This window comes from Pseudomonas sp. MWU13-3659, from assembly GCF_023757525.1.
Taxonomy (GTDB): Bacteria; Pseudomonadota; Gammaproteobacteria; order Pseudomonadales; family Pseudomonadaceae; genus Aquipseudomonas; species Aquipseudomonas entomophila_E.
The window spans coordinates 1-18048 of record NZ_JAMSHW010000018.1 but is presented as its reverse complement, the minus strand read 5'-3'; the positions used below and the strand labels follow the sequence as shown (position 1 = coordinate 18048).

At 63.4% G+C, this 18048-nt stretch carries 17 protein-coding genes; 4 read left to right on the top strand and 13 right to left on the bottom strand.

Annotation, left to right across the window (positions count from 1 at the left end; translation table 11 throughout):
- Positions 1 to 188: 188 nt before the first annotated feature.
- Positions 189 to 365, top strand: coding sequence for a hypothetical protein (locus NGM28_RS20110; protein ID WP_248919334.1), 177 nt, complete (start codon positions 189 to 191; stop codon positions 363 to 365).
- Between the two features lie 157 nt (positions 366 to 522).
- Here NGM28_RS20110 and NGM28_RS20105 read toward each other — a convergent pair whose 3' ends face one another.
- The 3 genes from NGM28_RS20105 to NGM28_RS20095 are packed head-to-tail and all read right to left on the bottom strand — an operon-like array spanning position 523 to position 5992.
- Positions 523 to 1116, bottom strand: coding sequence for a glutathione S-transferase (locus NGM28_RS20105; RefSeq protein ID WP_252091249.1), 594 nt, complete (start codon positions 1114 to 1116; stop codon positions 523 to 525).
- Positions 1113 to 4757, bottom strand: coding sequence for an AAA family ATPase (locus NGM28_RS20100; RefSeq protein ID WP_252091218.1), 3645 nt, complete (start codon positions 4755 to 4757; stop codon positions 1113 to 1115). The genes NGM28_RS20105 and NGM28_RS20100 overlap by 4 nt, the downstream gene beginning before the upstream one ends.
- Positions 4754 to 5992, bottom strand: a complete 1239-nt coding sequence (locus NGM28_RS20095) for an exonuclease SbcCD subunit D C-terminal domain-containing protein (protein WP_252091217.1) — start codon at positions 5990 to 5992, stop codon at positions 4754 to 4756. The genes NGM28_RS20100 and NGM28_RS20095 overlap by 4 nt, the downstream gene beginning before the upstream one ends.
- A 333-nt stretch (positions 5993 to 6325) precedes the next feature.
- Here NGM28_RS20095 and NGM28_RS20090 point away from each other — a divergent pair, with 333 nt between their 5' ends.
- Entirely contained in the window at positions 6326 to 6745 is a 420-nt protein-coding gene (locus NGM28_RS20090) for a DUF2628 domain-containing protein (protein ID WP_252091216.1), read from the top strand.
- 71 nt (positions 6746 to 6816) lie between these two features.
- On the opposite strand, the gene NGM28_RS20085 is transcribed toward NGM28_RS20090, so the two are convergent.
- Genes NGM28_RS20085 through NGM28_RS20060 form a run of 6 tightly spaced genes read right to left on the bottom strand, consistent with a single transcriptional unit; the run spans position 6817 to position 13623 of the window.
- Positions 6817 to 8442, bottom strand: a complete 1626-nt coding sequence (locus NGM28_RS20085) for a BatD family protein (protein WP_252091215.1) — start codon at positions 8440 to 8442, stop codon at positions 6817 to 6819.
- Positions 8439 to 10157: a vWA domain-containing protein gene (locus NGM28_RS20080; protein WP_252091214.1), complete on the bottom strand. Its 1719-nt coding sequence runs from the start codon at positions 10155 to 10157 to the stop codon at positions 8439 to 8441. Before NGM28_RS20080 ends, NGM28_RS20085 begins: the two co-directional genes overlap by 4 nt.
- Positions 10154 to 11230: a vWA domain-containing protein gene (locus tag NGM28_RS20075; RefSeq protein ID WP_240065189.1), complete on the bottom strand. Its 1077-nt coding sequence runs from the start codon at positions 11228 to 11230 to the stop codon at positions 10154 to 10156. The genes NGM28_RS20080 and NGM28_RS20075 overlap by 4 nt, the downstream gene beginning before the upstream one ends.
- Entirely contained in the window at positions 11223 to 11717 is a 495-nt protein-coding gene (locus tag NGM28_RS20070) for a DUF4381 domain-containing protein (protein WP_240065190.1), read from the bottom strand. The genes NGM28_RS20075 and NGM28_RS20070 overlap by 8 nt, the downstream gene beginning before the upstream one ends.
- Positions 11714 to 12658, bottom strand: coding sequence for a DUF58 domain-containing protein (locus NGM28_RS20065; protein WP_240065191.1), 945 nt, complete (start codon positions 12656 to 12658; stop codon positions 11714 to 11716). Before NGM28_RS20065 ends, NGM28_RS20070 begins: the two co-directional genes overlap by 4 nt.
- 5 nt (positions 12659 to 12663) lie before the next feature.
- Positions 12664 to 13623 carry an AAA family ATPase gene (locus NGM28_RS20060; protein WP_011532987.1) on the bottom strand — a complete coding sequence of 320 codons (960 nt, stop codon included), beginning with the start codon at positions 13621 to 13623 and terminating at the stop codon, positions 12664 to 12666.
- A gap of 766 nt (positions 13624 to 14389) precedes the next feature.
- On the opposite strand from NGM28_RS20060, the gene NGM28_RS20055 reads away from it, so the two are divergent.
- Together NGM28_RS20055 and NGM28_RS20050 are read left to right on the top strand one after the other, a co-directional pair.
- Positions 14390 to 14632, top strand: coding sequence for a hypothetical protein (locus NGM28_RS20055; protein ID WP_252091213.1), 243 nt, complete (start codon positions 14390 to 14392; stop codon positions 14630 to 14632).
- Positions 14633 to 14755: 123 nt separating this feature from the next.
- The gene (locus tag NGM28_RS20050; protein ID WP_248918865.1) at positions 14756 to 15025 is read left to right on the top strand and encodes a DUF3077 domain-containing protein; all 270 of its coding nucleotides are present in this window, start codon (positions 14756 to 14758) and stop codon (positions 15023 to 15025) included.
- 84 nt (positions 15026 to 15109) lie between these two features.
- On the opposite strand, the gene NGM28_RS20045 is transcribed toward NGM28_RS20050, so the two are convergent.
- The 4 genes from NGM28_RS20045 to NGM28_RS20030 form a co-directional block, all read right to left on the bottom strand.
- Positions 15110 to 15385, bottom strand: a complete 276-nt coding sequence (locus tag NGM28_RS20045; protein ID WP_252091212.1) for an Imm53 family immunity protein — start codon at positions 15383 to 15385, stop codon at positions 15110 to 15112.
- 287 nt (positions 15386 to 15672) lie between these two features.
- Positions 15673 to 16107, bottom strand: a complete 435-nt coding sequence (locus tag NGM28_RS20040; RefSeq protein WP_252091211.1) for a hypothetical protein — start codon at positions 16105 to 16107, stop codon at positions 15673 to 15675.
- Positions 16108 to 16349: 242 nt separating this feature from the next.
- Positions 16350 to 16817, bottom strand: coding sequence for a Cdi1I family immunity protein (locus NGM28_RS20035; protein WP_252091210.1), 468 nt, complete (start codon positions 16815 to 16817; stop codon positions 16350 to 16352).
- Positions 16818 to 16823: 6 nt separating this feature from the next.
- Positions 16824 to 18048: RHS repeat-associated core domain-containing protein (locus NGM28_RS20030; protein ID WP_252091209.1), on the bottom strand; the 1225-nt coding region annotated here is incomplete at its 5' end.

Sequence of the window (18048 nt, the reverse complement as noted above, 5' to 3'; positions counted from 1 at the left end):
GGCATCGCCGGTGTTCGCGGCTAAAGCCGCTCCTACAGAGGCCGCCAGCGTTGCACCTTCCAATTATCGATTGCCGTGATAATCGTTACTGGCGCAATGAATTTCTGTGGGCGAGCCCATCGGCGTAAGTTTTGACCCAAGGCCCCGACGGGCCACTGTCAAACCACCTGATGTCGAGGACCGCCAACATGAACTTCAATCTCTTCCCGGTCATTGCCGCCTCCGCCATTTCCGCATCCGTCGTGCTGCCAGCCCACGCCCAGGTGGAGTCGAGTGGCAAGGTGTCGAGCACCCACAGCTACACCCAGAAGTACCTGCAGCAGAGCGCGCACTTCCACGCCGCCCTGAGCAAGCACTCCAATTGAATGTGTAAAGGCATTGGTAATAGCACAAAGCCATGTGATTTAATTTGACGCTGGATTTTTGACTGGCCAAAGGGGCAGATCATGATGTGGCGTATCACGGCGGTAGTGCTGTTGTTGATGTCCGCGCCAATCCTGGCGCTTTGAGCAACCGGCTGTTTCACTTGGCCATCACGGCCTTGAACAGGTCCGACGCCAACCAACCCTGCAACCAGCTCCGCAGCCGCGGATAAGCCGCCTCGGCGAACCACTCGGGTTCGACCCCGGCAAACTGGCGCATCAAGGGCAACAGGGCGGCATCGGCCAGGCTCGGGTGGTCGGCGAGCAGGTAGGGGCGGCCATCGAGCATCCCCTCGAGTTCCGCCAGCCACGGTTCGGCCTGCTGTCGGTAATGCGCCCGCGTGTGCTCGGGGTAACGCTCGGCATACTTGTACAGGTTCACCTGCGCCTTGAACGTGCTGTCGTTGCGGGCGATCAGCGTGTCGGCCAGCCGTGCTGCCGCCGAGTCGGCCTGCAGGCGCCAATCCTCCGGATCATGTCGGTCGAGCGCCCAGCGCATGATGTCCAGGCTTTCCTCCAGCACGCCAGCCCCGGTGTCGAGCACTGGCACCGTGCCCTTGGGTGACAGCGCCAGCAGCTCGGGCGGCTTCTCTTTCATCTTCACTTCCCGGACCTGCACATCGCACTGGGCATAGTGCAGGGCCAGGCGCGCGCGCATGGCCCAGGGGCAGCGGCGGAACGAGTAGAGAATCACCCGCATACCTCCACGTCGCTCAGGCCGTTGCCCTGGCGGCGCACCTGGATCTGCACCGGGATGCGCTCGTGCATTTCCTGCACGTGGGAGATCACCGCCACCTTGCGCCCCTGGGCCTGCAGGCCGTCGAGGGCGTCCATGGCCAGTTGCAGCGACTCGGGGTCGAGGCTGCCGAAGCCTTCGTCGATGAACAGCGACTCGATGCGCAGGGTGCTCGAAGCCATTGACGCCAGGCCCAGGGCCAACGCCAGCGAGACCAGGAAGGTTTCGCCGCCGGACAGCGAGTGCACCGAACGCAGTTCGTCGCCCATCTCGGTGTCCAGCACCAGCAGGCCCAGGGCACTGCCGCCGCGTTTGAGGCGATAACGTTTCGCCAGTTGGCGCAGTTGGCTGTTGGCGTGGTGCAGTAGCAGGTCGAGGTTGTAGCCCTGGGCGATCTTGCGGAACACATCGCCCGAGGCCGAGCCGATCAATGCGTTCAGGCGTGCCCAGCGTTGCCACTGGCGATAGGCCCGGTCGATCTGTTCGGCCAGGGCTTGATGCGCCTGTTGCCGGCGTTGGTCATCGGCCTGTCGGGCGCGCAGCTCGGCGCAGTGTTGTTCTTGTGCCGCCAGCTGCTGTTGGAGCTCGGCGAGCGTCTGCTCCAGCGTTTCAACCGGCATGTCGGCCTGCGCCTGGGTGGCGTGCTGCTGCAAGCGTTGTTCGCGTTCCTGCATCAGCACGCGGTTTTGCTCGATGGCTTTTTCTGCGGCTTGCAGGCGCTGGCGCAGTTCGCCCAACTGAGCGTCGTCGATGGCCAGCAGGCGATCGAGGCCGGCGTCGTCCAGCTCGGGGTGCTCGCCGCGCCATTGGCTGATCTCACCTTGAAGGTGCAGGTGCTCCTGCTCCAGTGCTTGCTGGCGCTGGTGATTGGCCTTCAGCTCACCGGCCAGCTCCAAGGCCTGGGTGTGGAGTGCCTGGAGGCGCTGCGCGGTGTCCGCTTCGACGGCGCGGGCCTGCTCCAGCTGCGTATCCATGTGCTGTTGCCAGGCTTCGGCAGTGGGGTGTTCGCCCAGCAGTTCGCCCAATGTGGTGCGTGCCAGCTGGTGCTGTTCGTCCAGGGCGGTGAGCTTGTGTTGCAGCTGCTGCAGGTTGTGCTGGCGGTTCTGCTGTTGATCGCGCAGCTTGTCCAGCTGGCCCTGGCGGGCCTGCTGTTCTTCCTGTTCGTCGTTGCGCTGGTCGAGCTGTTGCCGGCGCAGGGCGATCTGCTGGTCCAGGCCGAGGAAGGCGTTGGCCGGGTCGTCGCGCAGCGCCTGGAGGATGTCCTGTGGCAGCACGCTGGCCAGGTCGTTCAGGCTTTGTTCAAGCTGCTGCTCGTCGGTGGCCAGGGCCTGGTGCTGCTGCTCGAGGTGGCGCTGGGCTTGCTGTTGGGCGTCGCTGGCGGCCTGCAACTGCTGGTTGAGGCGCGCTGCATCCTTCTGCAGGGCGAGCAGGGCGCCCTGGCGTTTCTCGTCGCGGCTGACTTCTTCTTCCAGGCGGCGCAACTGGCCATCGAGCCAGGCACTGCGGGCCTTGTCGTCCTGCGGGGCGAGGGCGGGCCACAGCGTGTGGGCCTGGACCTGCTCGACCACAGGTTGCAGCTGCTCGCCCAATTGCACCTGTTGTTGCTGGTAGTCCTTGAGCTGGGCGTTGACCACGCCCAGCTGGGTGCGCAGTTCCACCAGCGTTGCGCCGAGTTGTTCTACACGCTTGTGCGCGGCGTCCTCTTCAGCCTGGTCATGGCGGCCAAGGCTGTGCAACAGGGCCTCTGGCTGATGGAACGGGTGCTCGGCGCTGCCGCAGACCGGGCAAGGTTCACCATCGCGCAATTGGGTGCGCAGTTCCTCGACGCTGGTGTTGCGTGCCAGGCGCTGGCGCTCCAGCAACTGGCGGGTGAGGGCCAGGGCCTGTTCGGCCGCTTCCAGTTCGGCCTTGGCGGCGGTGCCTTCGGTGATCAACTGCTGGCGCTGCTGCATGGCCTGCTGCTGGCGTTCACGCAGCGCGGCGATGCCTTGGCGCAGTTCCAGCTCGCGACCGTGCAGGCGCGCGGCTTCCTCTACGGTGCGTTGTTGCTTGCGGTTTTCCTGGAGCATGCCGCCGAGCAAGTCGATCTGTTCGGCCAGGGCCTGGGGCTCAGCCCCGGCTTCACGGAACAGCAGCTCGAAGGTGTCGCGTTGGCTTTGCAATTGGGCGTTGGCCTGGCTGGCCAGCGCTTGCAGGCCGGGCAGTTCTTCACGGCCTTTGGCCAGGCGCCCGCCGATCAGCATCACCTGCTTCAACTGTGGCAGGTAAGCCTGCCAGGCATCGGCAAGGCTGCCCAGGTGTTCGCTTTCGGCGAGGGCGGTATCGATCTGAGCCAACTGCTGCTGGCTGCGTTGCTGGTTTTCTTCAAGCTGTTGCAGTTGTAGCTGGTTTTCGCCGACGGCCTGTTCGGCGTGCTGGCAGGTATCACGTTGTTCGGCCAGTTCCTTGCCGAGGCGGGCGAGGTCGCCCTGGGTGGTAAAGGCTTGACGCAGGTGCGGGGCGTTTTCGCTGTGCTGGGCCTGGTGCCGGGTCAGGGCCTGGCGTGCGGCTTCCAGTGCCTGTTCAAGTTCGCTGGTGCGGGCTTGCAGTGCGTTCTGCTGGTGCTGCTGCTGATCGATCGCCGTCAGCAGGGGCATCAGTTGCGCAGCAAGTGTCTGCTGGCGGTGGAACTGGTGGCGCTGCGGGGCCAGGCGCTCCAGGCGTTGCAGGTCCAGGCGCTGCTCGGCCAATTGCTGCCAGTCATGCTCGGCGGCTTGCAGCGCCTCGCCAGCCTCAGTGTGCTGGGCTTGCAGACGGCGCTGCTCGTCGAGCCAGGTGCGTTGCTGCTCCAGTTGACGCTGGCGTGCCTGGTCGGCCTTGAACTGTTGCTGGGCCTGCTCCAGTTGCTGGTCTAGCGCGACGCGGGCTTCGCCTTCCATCGGCAGCAGGTGTTCGGCCTGCTTTTGTAGGTCGTTGTGGAACTCGTCGGCTTCCTTCGTTTTGTTGAAAGCACGCTTACCCAGGCGACTATAGATCGAGGTATTTGTGAGCTTTTCCAGCAGTTCACTGCGCTCTCTGTCCTCAGCCTTGAGGAATGCGCCGAACTCACTTTGGGCCAGCATCACTGCGCGGGTGAACTGCTCAAAGTTCAGTCCCAGACGTGCCTCAAGCAGTGGCTTGTATTCCTTCTTGCCACTGACCAGCAGTTGTTCGCTGTCTAAGTCGTAAAGACTCTGGCGACTGTTTTGCAGCTTACCATTGGCTTTTTCACGGGCACGGTTGGTCTCCCACCGAGCGCGGTAGCGCCGGCCATCAACACCAAGGAAATCTACCTCGGCGTAACCGCTGCCAGTGCCGCGGCGAAGTAGGTTTCGTGGGTCGCTGGTGAGGATTTCACCATCGGTGTCGGGCACCTTCGCTTCTTGGGCGACTTTGCCCAGTCGTGGGACGCTTCCGAACAGCGCCAGGCACAGGGCATCGAGCAAAGTGCTCTTGCCGGCACCGGTGGGGCCGGTGATGGCGAACAGCCCGGCACTGGCCAGGGGCTCGGCGGTGAAGTCGATTTCGACCGGGCCGGCCAGTGATGCCAGGTTCTTCAGGCGGATGGCGAGAATCTTCATGGCTGCTCTTCCTCGTGCAGGACGTCTTGCAGCAGTTCGGCGAAATCGGCCAGGGCCTGCTCGTCGGCGGCGCTGCCGTAGGCCTGCTCCCAGGCGCGACCGAACAGGTCTTGCGGGGTCATCTGGGCCAGTTCGACGAAGGCCTGTTCGTCATCTTCATCACGGCCACTGCCGGCATATTCGGCGCTGATGCGCGCCAGGCGCACGGCCTTGCCCTGCAGGGCACTTTCAATCTGCTGGCGCAGGTCCGGCTGTGGCTCATCCAGGCGCACGCGCACCTCCAGCCAAGGCTGGCGATTGGGGTCTTCGAGCAAGTCGATCACTGGCAGGTCGGCCAGCTGTTCCAGCAGTTCACCCAAGGGCGCCGGGCCGACCCGGCGCAGCGCCACGGCGCGTGGCACTGGCCGCGCCTCGACGCTGACCAGTTCGCTGCCGTCCAGCTCCACTTCGAGCACCTGGTGCGGGTAGTTGATCTCGGCGAACGACAGCGGGATCGGCGCGCCGCTGTAGCGGATGCGTTCCTCGCGGTTGACCTTTTGCGGCTTGTGCAGGTGGCCGAGGGCGACATAGCTGATGGCCTTGTCGAACAGGCGCGCCGGCAGGGCTTCGGCGTTGCCGATGATCAGGCTGCGTTCGGAGTCCTCCGAAATGCTACCGCCGGCCATGTGCGCATGGCTGATGGCGACCAGCGCCTGGTCTTTCTTGCGCTTTGCCTGCGCGGCGGCGATCAGTTGTTCGTGCACCTGGGTGATGCCTTGCAGGTAATCGTCGCCCAGCGCGGGGCCAGTGACTTCGGCGGGGCGCAGGAAGGGCAGGGCCAGGCACCAGGCGCCGACCTTGCCGCGGGCGTTGGTCAGCGGGATCAACAGCCGCTCGGTATCCAGCTGGCCTTCGTCGAGCCAGTGCACCCGGCCCAGGGCGTGGGTACGCAGGCGCCGCATCAGCGGCGCGGGCAGTTCGATGCGCGAGCCGGAGTCGTGGTTGCCGGCGATCATCACGATATCCAGCTTGGGCTGTTGCTCGTGGGCCTGGACGATGAAGTCGTACAGGCGTTCCTGGGCTTTGACCGGCGGGTTGACGGTGTCGAAGATATCGCCCGCGATCAGCAGTGCGTCGGGCTGGCGCAGGCGCAGCTGGCCGAGCAGCCAGTCGAGGAAGCAGGCGTGTTCGAAGTCGCGTTCCTGGCCGTGCAGGCTCTGGCCCAGGTGCCAGTCGGAGGTGTGAAACAGACGCATGGGTGACCTGTAGGTTGTCGAGTCGGGCGGCCTGAATGGGCTCTCGGAAGGGCGGCTATGTTAACCCAACTCGCGCCTTTGGATCGGCCTGCCAACTCCTGGCTTGTCCGGTTTTTACCCGAGTGTTTTAATATTTTGAAACAAGGATGTTTTATGAAGCCCTCGCAGACCCTCCATTCCGTCTTTTCGCCATTACCTTCCCAGGCTTTGCTGCCCGAGGCATGCGCGTGGGCGTTGGAAAAATGCTTCATCTTCCACGTGAATGGAGGCAGGGACGCAGTCGCGACGCAGAATTCGGCTGATAGCCCTTCTGACAGTCCTTAAGGAATGAAAATGGAAAGTACTCCCAAGACCCACGCCGAACTGCCCCGCTACAAGCTGAAGTGGCAGGAGCGTTTCGCCTTCTTCGCCCAGCACGGCGACCCGCAGAGCCCAGCGTTCAAGGCGGCGTTCAAGGCTCTGCCAATGGGCAAGCGCATGCTGATCAACATGAACTTCATCGCGTTCTTCTTCGGCCCGATCTACCTGTTTGTCCTTGGCCTTTGGAAGAAAAACCTGGCGCTGCTGGGTATCTCCCTGGCCGTGGGCCTGGTGCTGGGCATCTATGAAGGCTTCACCGGCACTGAGTTGCCGCGAGCGTTGGACACGGGTGTCAACATGGGCCTTGCGGCACTGTGGGCGACCGTGACCAACTACGCCTATTACCTGAAGGAAGTGAAGGGCCAGCAAAGCTGGAACCCGTTCGAGAAGTAACCTCTTCGAGTCGCTCGCACCCCGGTTTCGTCATCAGCCGCCGATGACGAAACCGGGGCAGGTCGCACGGCCTACTTCGGATACAGCGGTGGCAGGTTGCCGCTCTCTGCCGAAGGCACTAGCACCTGTTCGGCGGGCGGAATGGTCCCGATCGCCCGCCACAGCTCATCCCCGTGCCAATACTGGCCACTCTCGCTGTACAACGCCCCGTTCAAACCATCCAGCGCATCCGACAACGGCACGAACCGCGCTGCCATCTCGGCCAGGGTTTCCGGTTGCTGGCGCGCCCAAGCATCCAGGGCCTGGCGCGTGGCCTGGGGGTCGTTGGCCTGGCAGGCGCGCTTGAGGTCGTCGAGCAGGGTGCGCGGGCTGGGGCCGGCCTGCGCCGCGCGCAGCACCGCCGGTTGCGAGCGTGCGCGCCACCACAGGGCAAAGCCGAGCAGGGTGGTCAGGGCCAGGACCAGTGTGGCCAACTGCCACGGCCACAGCAGTGCCGTGCGACCCCTGCTGTCGCTGACCGGTGTGTCGGCACTCAGGGCCGGGTTGTCCTGCACTTCCAGGGTACGCGCCGGCAGGCTGCTGTGTTCCAGGTGGTCCTCGCGGGTGTTCCACCAGGTCACTTCCAGCGCCGGCAGGGCCAGTTGGCCGCTGTGGGTCGGCACTAGCGCCTCGCGCTCCTCGCGATTGGCGGCCATGCCGCGTTCGTCGATTTCGTTGCGTAGCAGGGGCTGGTCCGGGTAGCGGCGCAGGCCCACGGTTTCGGTAGCTGGCAGCGGTGGCAGTTGGGTGCTCGACAGCCCCTCGGCGCGCAGGGTGATGTTGCGGGTCAGTGAATCGCCGATCTGCGTGGGCTGGCTGGCCGGGTCCGGGTTCCAGTGCTCTTCCAGGGTCAGGCTGCGCGCCGGCAACCAAGGGCGGTCACTTGGGTAGCTGGTGGGGATCGGCTTGACCGTCAGGCGCAACGGCAGCGAGTTGACCTGGACCTGGCGCCCCACCCGTGGCGTGCCAGCCGCCTGTTCGCCGTTGTCGGCCGCGGTGGCGGTGAAGCTCAGTGGCGGGATTTCGACGGTGCCGCTTTGCTGCGGATAGATCGCGTAGCGGGTCTCGATCACCCCGTGACGCACGCCGTTGATCTCTTTCTCGTAGGTACGCGACTCACCCAGCGGGTCGACCTTGGCGTTGTCCAGCTGCAACGGGCTGAGGCTGCTGTCGTCGTACAGCGCCACCGAATGGTAGATGCGCAGGGTGAGCACGGCCTGGGCCTGGACGTAGACAGTGTCGCTGTCCAGGGTTGCCTCGACGAACACCTGCGAGGCCGCGTCCGGGCGCTGGCTGTCGGCCTGCTGTACCTGCAGGTCGATGGGCTGGCTGTACGATTGACCCAGTTGCAATTCAGGGATGCGCAGGCTGCCGCTGCGCCGGGGCAGCAGGGTGATGATCCAGCGCGTGCTGGCGCGGGTCTCGCCGTCGAGGCTGTGCAGGCTGTTGAGCTGGCGGGTGCCACGCACCTCGAAATCGGCGTCGAGGGCGTGCAGGTCGGGTTTGCCGAACTGGGTCACGTCCTGGCTTTCGAGGGTCAGCTCGAGGGTCTCGCCGGCCTCCAGGCGCGTGCGGTCGACGCTGGCTTGCAGCATGGGGGCAGCCTGGGCCAGAAGGCTCCAGAGCAGGCTTAGGAGAAAGACGCCGAAGCGACTCATCGTGAGGGTTCCTGATGCAATTGCTGTTCGTACCAGAATTTGCGCCGCAGCAGCTCTGCCGGGTTGTCGGGGATCTCCCGCAGCCATTGTTCCAGGGCCTGGCGCTGTTCGGCGTCGAGGCTGCTGGACTGCGGCCGTTGGGGCGGCTGCGTGATGCTGTCGTCGTCGCCACCCGCCGTGGCGGGCGGCGCCTGGGTGTTGCCGTTGTTCTCGCCGGATTGCTGGGCCTGGGCCTGCTCGTCGCTGCCCGGCGTGCCCTGGGCCTGGCTGCTGGTCGAGCTGCTGTTGCCTTCACTGTCGGCGTCCGGGGTACCTTGATCATCGGCGTTGGCCGGTTGCTCCTCGGCTTTGGCCTGTTGTTGCTGCAACAGTTGCTGGACCAGCGCCTGGTTGTCCAGGGCAGGCTTGAAGTCGGGCTGGCGCTCCAGCGCCTGTTCGTAGGCGTCCAGCGCGGCTTCCAGTTCACCGGCGCGGGCGAGGGCATTGCCTCGATTGTAGTGGGCGGCGGCCGTGTTGCCCTGGGCGAACGCGGCGGCGGCGCCCTCGAAGTCACCCGCCTGGTACAGGGCCATGCCGCGCCATTGCGAATCTTCGAAATGCCGGGCGGCCTCGGCCGGTTGCTGGCGCTCCAGCAGGCGCTGGCCCTGCTGGTCGGGGCGCAGCCACAGGTCATTGAACTCGAATGCCTGGCTCGGTTGCGGCAAGGCCAGCAGCAACGGCAGGCAGAACAACCAGCCGCGGCGGCCGGCACAGGCGGCGAGCAGCAACAGTGGCAGGAGCAGCCAATAGCCCTGGTCGGCCCAGCTGTCCAGTTGCACGGTCTGGCCGTCGTTGCGCAGCAGTCGTGGGTTGTCGAACAGGCCCAGGCCGCGCAGGTCGAGGTCGTCGATGCGCGCGTGGCGGTAGCGCCCGCCGGTGCCGTTGATGAAGCCCTTGAGCGAGGCGCTGTCCAGGCGCGGCAGGAGGATGCCGCCGTGGTCGTCCTTGAGGTATTCACCGTTGGCCTGGCGCACCGGCGCACCTTCGGCGCTGCCCACACCGAGCATCAGCAGGCTCGGGCCTTGGCGCCCGAGGACCTGGAGGATGCCTTCGCGCTCGGGGTTGCTCAGGGAGGAGCCGACCAGCAGCAGACGGCCCTGGCCCAGGCCGCTCTGGGCCAGCAGCGCCAGGCCTTTTTGCACGGCCAGGTCGGCGCGCTGGCCGGGCTGCGGCATGATCGACGGGTCGATCGCCTCCAGCAGGTTGCGCGTGGTGCCCAGGTCGTCGGACAGCGGCACCAGGGTGTGGGCGGAGCCGGCGTAGACGATCAGCGCGGTCTGGCTGTCCTGGCGGTGCTCGAGCAGGTCGAGGATCTTGCGTCGGGCCTGCTCCAGGCGGTTGGGCGCGCTGTCCTCGGCCAGCATCTGCGGGGTCAGTTCGAGCAGGATCACCAGCGGGTCGGCCGGGCGTTGGCGGGTTTCCTCAAGGCGCTGCCAGCTCGGCCCGAGCAGGGCCAGCACGATCAGCAGCCAGGCCAGGCCCAGGGCGATCCACGGCAACTTGCTGGTGCTGCCGCTGCCGCCCCCGAGCAACACGGCGTGAAACTGCGGCGGCAGGATCATCTGCCAGCGACCGGCGCGCTTGCGCCGGTGCCAGAGCTTGAACAGCAGCCAGCCGAGCAGCGGGATCACCAGCAGCCAGAGCGGGCGCAGCCATTGCGGCCAGAGGTCGATCATCGCCGCCTCCTCAGGCGCAGGCGCTTGAGGCGCTGGCGCCATTCCGGGTGGGGCTGCAGGAAGCTCGGTTTGCGCAGTTGGCGAAGCAGCAGGTTGTCGGGCCATTGCACCGCCACCACCAGCAGCACGCTGAGCAGCAGAGCCAGCCCCAGGGGCCAGGCGTACAGTTCGGTGGCGGTGCGCGCCTGGGTGGGCTGCTGGGCCACCGGCTCGAGCTGGTCGAGGGTGTCGCCGATGGCGTTGAGCTCGGCGCCGTCATGGGCGCGGAAGTAGGTGCCGTGGGTGATGCCGGCGATCTCCTTGAGCGAGGCTTCGTCCAGGTCCAGGCTCGGGTTCAGGCCGAGCAGGCCGGGAGTGCCGCTGGCTTCCGGGTTGGCGCCAATGCCGATGGTGTAGATGCGCACGCCTTCCTGGGCGGCCAGGCGCGCGGCGGTCAGCGGGTGGATCTGCCCGCCGTTGTTGGCGCCGTCGGTGATCAGGATCAGCACCCGGCTCTGCGCCGGGCGCTGGCGCAGGCGCTTGACCGCCAGGCCGATGGCGTCGCCGATGGCGGTGTTCTTGCCGGCGATGCCGATCTGCGCCTCGTCGAGGAAGGTGCGCACGGTGCGCCGGTCGAAGGTCAGCGGTGCCTGCAGGTAGGCCTGGCTGCCGAACAGGATCAGGCCGACCCGGTCGCCCTGGCGGTCCTGCAGGAAGTCGCCCATCAATGCCTTGACCAGGTCCAGGCGGCTGATTTCATCGCCCTGCCACTGCATGTCGGGGAAATCCATGGAGCCGGAAACGTCCACCGCCACCAGCAGGTCGCGGCCGCTGGCCGACACCGGCACCGGGTCGCCCAGCCATTGCGGGCGGGCGGCGGCCAGCAGCAGGAGCGCCCAGATCAGCACGAACGGCGCCTGCTGGCGCCAGGTCGGCAGGTTCAGGCGCGCGCGGCGCCCGGCCAGGCCTTCGAGCTCGTCGAGGAAACCCACCTTGAGCACCGGCTCGCCGCTGTCGGCGGCCGGCAACAGCAGGCGCATCAACCAGGGCAGCGGCAGCAGCGCGAAGATCCACGGCCAGGCCAGTTCAAACATGCTTGCGAATCCAGGTTTCGACCGCCTGGGCAAGCCCGGCGATGGCCTTGTCGTCGAGCTTGCACTCGGGCTTGTAGGCGCCTTCGACCAGCACCATCCAGCGGGTCAGGCCGGCGGCTGGGCAGCGGTTGTCGAGAAACGCCAGCCATTGCCGGCCGTTCAGCGTATGGCTGTTGGCACCGGGGTAGTGGATGCGGCACAGGCGCTTGAGCAGGGCGTTGATCTGCTGCAGCCAGGCGCCGGCCGGGGCACCGTCGTAGGGGCGCGGCAGGCGTGCGAGTTCGGCCAGGGCTTCGACGCGCAGCGGGTCCAGCGGTTGTTCGGCGCGCACGATCTTGCGCTTGCTCGGGCGCCAGCGGCGCAGGCGCCATGCTCCCCATGCCAGCAGCGGCAGCAGGGCGAGCAGCAGCCACCAGCCGGGCGCCGGTGGCCAGAAGCCGACGGCGGGCGGGGCGACCAGCGGTTGCAACTGATCCAGCGGGTTCATTTGCTGTTCCCCGGGCGCTGGGCGTTCAGGTACTCGCGCAGTTGCTCGATCATCTCGCTCTGGGTGCTCAGCGGCATCAGCACCACGCGCAGTTTCTGCGCCAGCAGCTCCCAGCGCTCGATGCGCGCCTCTGCCTGCTGACGGTAGGCCTGGCGCAGGTTGGCGTCCAGGGTATCGAGCTCCAGCTGCGCGCTGCGTTGGGCGAAACGCAGCAGGCCGGCGGCGGGCAGGGCATGGTCGAGCGGGTCGCTGACCGGCATCAGCAGCACATCGCAGTGACGCGAGAGCATTGCCAGGTGCTGCTCGACGCTGGCGCTGAGGGCGCGTTCGTCGCAAATGACGATGGCCAGGCTGCCCGGGCGCAGCACCTCGCGTGCCCGGCGCAGGGCCAGGCCGAGGCTGTCGGGGTGCGGCAGCGCTTCGGTGTGCAGCGCCTGGTTGACCTTGGCCAGGCGGTTGAGCAGTTGCAACAGGCTCTGCTTGCTGCGCCGCGGCTTGACCTCGTGGTGCTCGTTGTCGCCGAACACCAGCCCGCCGATGCGGTCGTTGTGGCCCAGCGCGGCCCAACCGAACAGCGCTGCGGCCTGGGCCGCGAGCACCGACTTGAACTGCAAGCCCGAGCCGAAGAACAGCCGCTGGCTCTGCTCGACCATGATGAAAATCGGCCGCTCGCGCTCTTCGTGGAACAGTTTGGTGTGGGGCTCCTGGGTGCGTGCGGTGACGCGCCAGTCGATATTGCGCACATCGTCGCCGGCCTGGTAGACCCGCACCTGGTCGAAGTCCACCCCGCGCCCACGCAGCTTGGAGTGGTGCAGGCCCACCAGCGGGCTGCGCTGGCCGGGGCGCGAGAACAGCTGGATCTCGCGCACGCGGTGGCGCATGTCGATCAGCTCGGACAGGCCGATGCGGATGCCGTGCTCGGCCAGGTGGGTGGTGGGCATGCCGGTCAGGCGACGGCCACGACGTCGAGGATGCGCTGGACCACACGGTCCTGGTCGACCCCCGCGGCCTCGGCCTCGAACGAGAGGATGATGCGGTGGCGCAGCACGTCGAACAGCACGGCTTGGATATCCTCGGGGCTGACGAAGTCGCGCCCGGCCAGCCAGGCGTGCGCCCGTGCGCAGCGGTCCAGGGCGATCGAGCCGCGCGGGCTGGCGCCGTAGGCGATCCAGTCGGCCAGTTCGCTGTCGAACTTGGCCGGGGTGCGGGTGGCCATCACCAATTGCACCAGGTACTCCTCCACCGCGTCGGCCATGTACAGGCCGAGGATTTCCTTGCGCGCGGCGAAGATCGCCTGCTGGCTGACCCGGCGCTCGGGTTTCACCTCGCCACCCAGCGCCTCGCCCCGGGCCTGCAGGAGGATGCGCCGCTCCACCGCGGCGTCGGGGAAGCCGATTTTCACGTGCATGAGGAAGCGGTCGAGCTGGGCTTCGGGCAACGGGTAGGTGCCTTCCTGCTCGATCGGGTTCTGCGTGGCCATCACCAGGAACAGCGGCGACAGTTCGTAGGTGCTGCGCCCGACACTGACCTGGCGTTCGGCCATGGCCTCGAGCAGGGCGGACTGTACCTTGGCGGGGGCGCGGTTGATTTCGTCGGCCAGCACCAGGTTGTGGAAGATCGGCCCCTGCTGGAACACGAAGCTGCCGGTTTCCGGGCGGTAGATCTCGGTGCCGGTGATGTCGGCGGGCAGCAGGTCGGGGGTGAACTGGATGCGATGGAACTGTGCCTCGATGCCTTCGGCGAGCTCCTTGATGGCCTTGGTCTTGGCCAGGCCCGGGGCGCCTTCGACCAGCATATGGCCGTCGGCCAGGAGCACGATCAGCAGGCGCTCGACCAGTTTCTCCTGGCCGAGGATCTGGGAAGAGAGAAAGGTGCGCAGCGCGATCAGCGCCTCACGGTGTTCCATCGTCGACGGTTCCTGGGAATGAGCCGGCGCAAACGGGTGGAAGCGACTGCCGGGCAAGGGCTGATACTTTAATCCATCCGGGGGGGCGGGGACCAATGGAGGTTTGCAAAAATCGTGTAAAGCAGGGAAGGGGGGAGGGGCGCAGTGGCTGGCGGGTGTTCGGCGAGAGCCTTGCAGCGCCCTTCAGATCGAGCGCCGCCTGCGCGGCGCATCGCGGATGAATCCGCTCCTACGTCTGTTGCAACGTGCCGCACCTGTCAGGCCATGGTTGCCAGCCGAAATATCGCGTCGTACAAACAAGGCGAACAACCATGGCCTATCAGGCATAGGCACGTTGCAACGAATGTAGGAGCGGATTCATCCGCGATGCGCCGCGCGGGCGGCGCTCGATCTTGAGAGCGCTGCAAATCTATCGTCCAGCACCTAGCCGCCACCCCCAATAAAAACCAGCCCGCAAAGCGCTCAGTTTTTAAGACTTTCCCCATTCCCTGTAGTCCATTTCCCAAACATACTCCCAGGCCCTTACAAGCCATTGCGGTGCTCTGGGTTGGCCTCTAGTCTCGGGCGGTCGCTGCGAAATCAGTGATCGGCTTTGACAGGCCGTCGAGAACCAACCGTACGGCTTGTGCCTTTCATGGTGGCTGTACGTGGGGCACCTTTGCGTGCGCCGGATTTTGGTTCTCTCGCCGGTCTGTCAACCCATGTACAGCTGCCACCCTTTTGTTTGACAGCAGAGGGTAGCGGCCCTTTCTTGAGAGAGCCCTACATGCTGAAGATTGTCCCCGATCCACCCCACCACCCTCATTCCCTCGAAGACACCCTCATCCAGGCCACCGAATACGCCCTGTGCGCCCTGACCGTGGCCCATCAGGCCGTGCACGCCCAGCCCAGGTCACCGGCCACGATCCTGATGATGGCGTCGATCCACGAAGTCGAATCGCTGCGTCTGTTACTCGAATCGGCGTTGATCCAGATGCAGATGCCGGCGCAGCCACAGACGCTGCATTAGGCCCTGGCCGGGCCTGTTCGCCGGCAAGCCGGCTCCTACGAAAAACGCCACGCTCCGCCTGTAGGAGCCGGCTTGCCGGCGAAAGGGCCCGCCCAGGCCCCCACCACTTCAGGGAGAAAAACAATGACCACAGACGACACCACCCCCAACACCACCGCAGGCAAAACCAAGTTCTACCAAGGCGAAGGCCAGACCGCCCCGCTGTTCTGCATCGAACCCGGCATCCCCTGCCAGCACGCCCGCGAACAAGCCTCGGAACTGATGGGCTGCGTGCGCGACCTGACCATTGCCGGGATCATGGAAGAAAAGCCGCAACTGCTCTGGGCGTCGTACTACCTGAGCGCGCTGGCCAAGGCGCTGATGGATGATGCGGAGCTGGGTATGAGGCACTGAAGCAGGAACTGAAATTCGCGAGTTCCGACAGTACGAGAAAAAATTACGCAGGGCGACAAATGTCGCCCTTCCTGATAAGCAAGGTCACTCAAGCCATTTAACCGCCGCCTCCAGAAGCTCTTGTAGATTTAGTGAGCCGCCATATGCTTGAAATGCTGTGTCGTCTGCGTTGATTACTATCCAGTCCGCGTCGCTTCTTTCGACGTTAATAGTTAGGTGGCTTTTGTTATTTGCACCTGTGATTTTGATTTTCCAGCCTGGGTTGTCAATGTTGGAAATTTCAATGCCGAATGAATGCTCCCAAACATCATTGCATTGACTGCCGTACCAACTTTGTAGATTTTCGATCAGGTTTTTCATCTGCAAAGTCCTTGCTGTCTTGCGAGTTCGCAAGCCAATCGCACATCTTGTTTTGTAGCTACTGTTGCTACTTCGGTTTTCTTGTAGGCCATTCTCATACCGTTAGGGCACAATTTGGGATAGATATATTTTTTCTGCTGAATCAGGCTGCAATTGTGGTGAGTTCGCAGTAGGTCATGATGGTTTGTGTATTTTTTATTAATGGTTGACGCGCATAAGCGGTAGCCACAGTCGCTGTGGATACCGGTGAGTTCCGGTCTGGCGCGGGGAAAGCTCATGTCGGAAGTTTAAGCTTGTGGTTCGAAGTACCAGGTTAAAAACTCGTTAAAGCTTTTCCAGCGAGCAGGGAGCTTGCCATTAATGAACTCATTAAGGTGCGAAATGTCGAGGTCGTAAACGGCGCCGTCGTTTATTCCGTACAAGTACACTCCCTCACTTTCGTCGGAAGATAGTGCGAGGTAGTTTGTCGGTATCTCGTACCTGCCCCAGACATAGTCAGTTTGATCTGGGATTGCAGGGATGTCTGGGCCTTCAATATCAAGGAGTTCGGCGGCAGGTCGGGGGCTTATAAAACTACCTTGATACTTAAGGTAGAAGCGTCCGAATTCAGAGTCTGTCGCCACTCCTAGAAGTTGAAGTGCCGACGCCGCTCTACTTTGATCCGCCCTGGCGATATCACCCTTGTAGCCGCTTAAGTATTTTGTAACTTCCAGTGGAATCATATGCTGCCGCCTCCAGTTCTCGATTTATTTGCTTCGAGAAAAAGGGGGAATTTATTTTTTCTACTCTAGTTTCGGTCCGCCCTGCTTCATCTTCTCAATAAATTTTCGATGAGTCGCATAGGGTCACCTATTGAATAGGGCTGCTCTCTTCAGCCGGTATCACCTAAGTTTCGTGGCCCTTAGGTCCCGCTTAGGCAGCAATTAGAGTAAAGATTAAATTCATCCGCTTTCCGCTTAGCCTTTCAACCCAAGGGCCCTAAAGTATTACCAGTAAAATATCTAGTATCAATATCCGCTGCAGGCTCAAGCCCGCCGTAGAACTCCTTTATATGAAATTTCTTTGATAGCTCATCGGCATACCCCTGCATAACAAGCATTACGCGGTCAATATCAAGCGACGGGACATCATTGAAAGACAGTTCGACATCCACTTCGCCCTTATACTTGATGACTCTCAAAAATACTAGAGGGAGGCGTATGACTCCTGAAACATTAAATTCATGCAAATGCTCCGTCAGGCACACATCTCCCTCATGGGCAACAATAGCATCAATCAAATTCTTGTTAATTCCCGCCGAGCCGACCTCTCCGAATTCTTCAGAAACAGCTAGACCAGAGAGAGTTTGAGATCCCATCTCTATATATTCCAGCAGCACTTGCAAGTCGCCTTTCGCAACTTGCTGGAGAACAACCTCATAAGACTCAGACATAAATATTCAATCAATAAATCCTTTGAAAGTTCCGTCCATATTCAACCGAACACCGCGCCCATCAGGCAGCCGCTTCTCCATAAAGTTAAGCCCTTTATCGGTTGTAACTTGCTTGAACTCACCTGGAGCCCGTGAGATTTCCCGCAAGTGCTTCATGGCTTGATCGTTCCAGGTAGCCATTGACCCTGTAGTTTTACCCCAGATGTGTGGATTTCTACCGGCATGCTTAGATAGTCCGTGACCGATTACCGTGCTGCCCTTGTAAGGAGCTTGGGCAGATTTAAGAACCGTTTTTACTTCCCTGAAAGACGCAGTTCCTTTTGCACAAGCGCAAAGGCCTAATGGGTCTACCCAAGTTACAGGGTTTCTCGCATACGAATATAGATTTATGCCCCCTGCATAACTAATTGGGTCCTGACCCACGAATCTTCCGACCTTTGGATTATAGTACCTATAGCGGTTGTAGTGCAGCCCGGTCTCATGATCGTGGTATTGACCCTGGAAGAGCAGCGGGTTGCCCAGGCCGTGCTGTTTGGCCCACGCCGAGCGCTCTTCACGGACTTCACCCCAGGCCTTGTACTGCCCCGCCCAAGCGACATTGCCCTGCTCATCGGTCAGCTCCATCGGCGTACCGAGGTGGTCGCAGTGGTACCAGGCAATCGCGTCGAACGCATGTGGTTTCACCTCGGTGTGCCACAGCGGATCCTGATCGAAGTCGTATTCGCGCTGGCTCCAGTCTGGTTGCTTGTGCAAGCGGATCGGGCTCTTGCGCAGGGCCTGGGCAACCGGCACAAAACTGTTTGGCTCGTACAGGTAATGCACGGTGCGCCCGGTGTCGCCCTCGTCGCGTGGCGGTGAGCTTTCCCAGGCCAAGGTGTCGCCATCCCAGCCGAACAGGGTGAAGCCACAGCCAAGTTCGCGTTGCCGCTTGGCCCGTTGCAGTTGGTTCCAGCCGGTGCCCGCTTCCGGGCGATCCCAGAAATGCGCCACCGAATGCTTGTGCAGGCGCCGGCCCAGGGCGTCGTAGCTGTAATCGACCTTGAGCTGGTCATCGTTGTAGCTGGCCAGACGGTCGAACAGGTCCCAGGTGAAGTGCGCGTGGGAGCCGTTATGCAGGCGGTGGATCAGGTTACCGCGTTCGTCGTATTTGTAGTGGGTGCCGGCGTACTCGCGCAGTAGGTTGTCCATCAGCTTGTTGCGGCGTGGATCGGCTTCCAGCGGACGGTTCAGT

Excerpts from the sequence above, each read along its gene's own strand:
- NGM28_RS20110 (WP_248919334.1), top strand. The coding sequence starts at position 189 with ATGAACTTCAATCTCTTCCCGGTCATTGCCGCCTCCGCCATTTCCGCA.
- NGM28_RS20100 (WP_252091218.1), bottom strand. The coding sequence starts at position 4,757 with ATGAAGATTCTCGCCATCCGCCTGAAGAACCTGGCATCACTGGCCGGC.
- NGM28_RS20095 (WP_252091217.1), bottom strand. The coding sequence starts at position 5,992 with ATGCGTCTGTTTCACACCTCCGACTGGCACCTGGGCCAGAGCCTGCAC.
- NGM28_RS20090 (WP_252091216.1), top strand. The coding sequence starts at position 6,326 with ATGGAAAGTACTCCCAAGACCCACGCCGAACTGCCCCGCTACAAGCTG.
- NGM28_RS20085 (WP_252091215.1), bottom strand. The coding sequence starts at position 8,442 with ATGAGTCGCTTCGGCGTCTTTCTCCTAAGCCTGCTCTGGAGCCTTCTG.
- NGM28_RS20080 (WP_252091214.1), bottom strand. The coding sequence starts at position 10,157 with ATGATCGACCTCTGGCCGCAATGGCTGCGCCCGCTCTGGCTGCTGGTG.
- NGM28_RS20075 (WP_240065189.1), bottom strand. The coding sequence starts at position 11,230 with ATGTTTGAACTGGCCTGGCCGTGGATCTTCGCGCTGCTGCCGCTGCCC.
- NGM28_RS20070 (WP_240065190.1), bottom strand. The coding sequence starts at position 11,717 with ATGAACCCGCTGGATCAGTTGCAACCGCTGGTCGCCCCGCCCGCCGTC.
- NGM28_RS20065 (WP_240065191.1), bottom strand. The coding sequence starts at position 12,658 with ATGCCCACCACCCACCTGGCCGAGCACGGCATCCGCATCGGCCTGTCC.
- NGM28_RS20060 (WP_011532987.1), bottom strand. The coding sequence starts at position 13,623 with ATGGAACACCGTGAGGCGCTGATCGCGCTGCGCACCTTTCTCTCTTCC.
- NGM28_RS20055 (WP_252091213.1), top strand. The coding sequence starts at position 14,390 with ATGCTGAAGATTGTCCCCGATCCACCCCACCACCCTCATTCCCTCGAA.
- NGM28_RS20050 (WP_248918865.1), top strand. The coding sequence starts at position 14,756 with ATGACCACAGACGACACCACCCCCAACACCACCGCAGGCAAAACCAAG.
- NGM28_RS20045 (WP_252091212.1), bottom strand. The coding sequence starts at position 15,385 with ATGAAAAACCTGATCGAAAATCTACAAAGTTGGTACGGCAGTCAATGC.
- NGM28_RS20040 (WP_252091211.1), bottom strand. The coding sequence starts at position 16,107 with ATGATTCCACTGGAAGTTACAAAATACTTAAGCGGCTACAAGGGTGAT.
- NGM28_RS20035 (WP_252091210.1), bottom strand. The coding sequence starts at position 16,817 with ATGTCTGAGTCTTATGAGGTTGTTCTCCAGCAAGTTGCGAAAGGCGAC.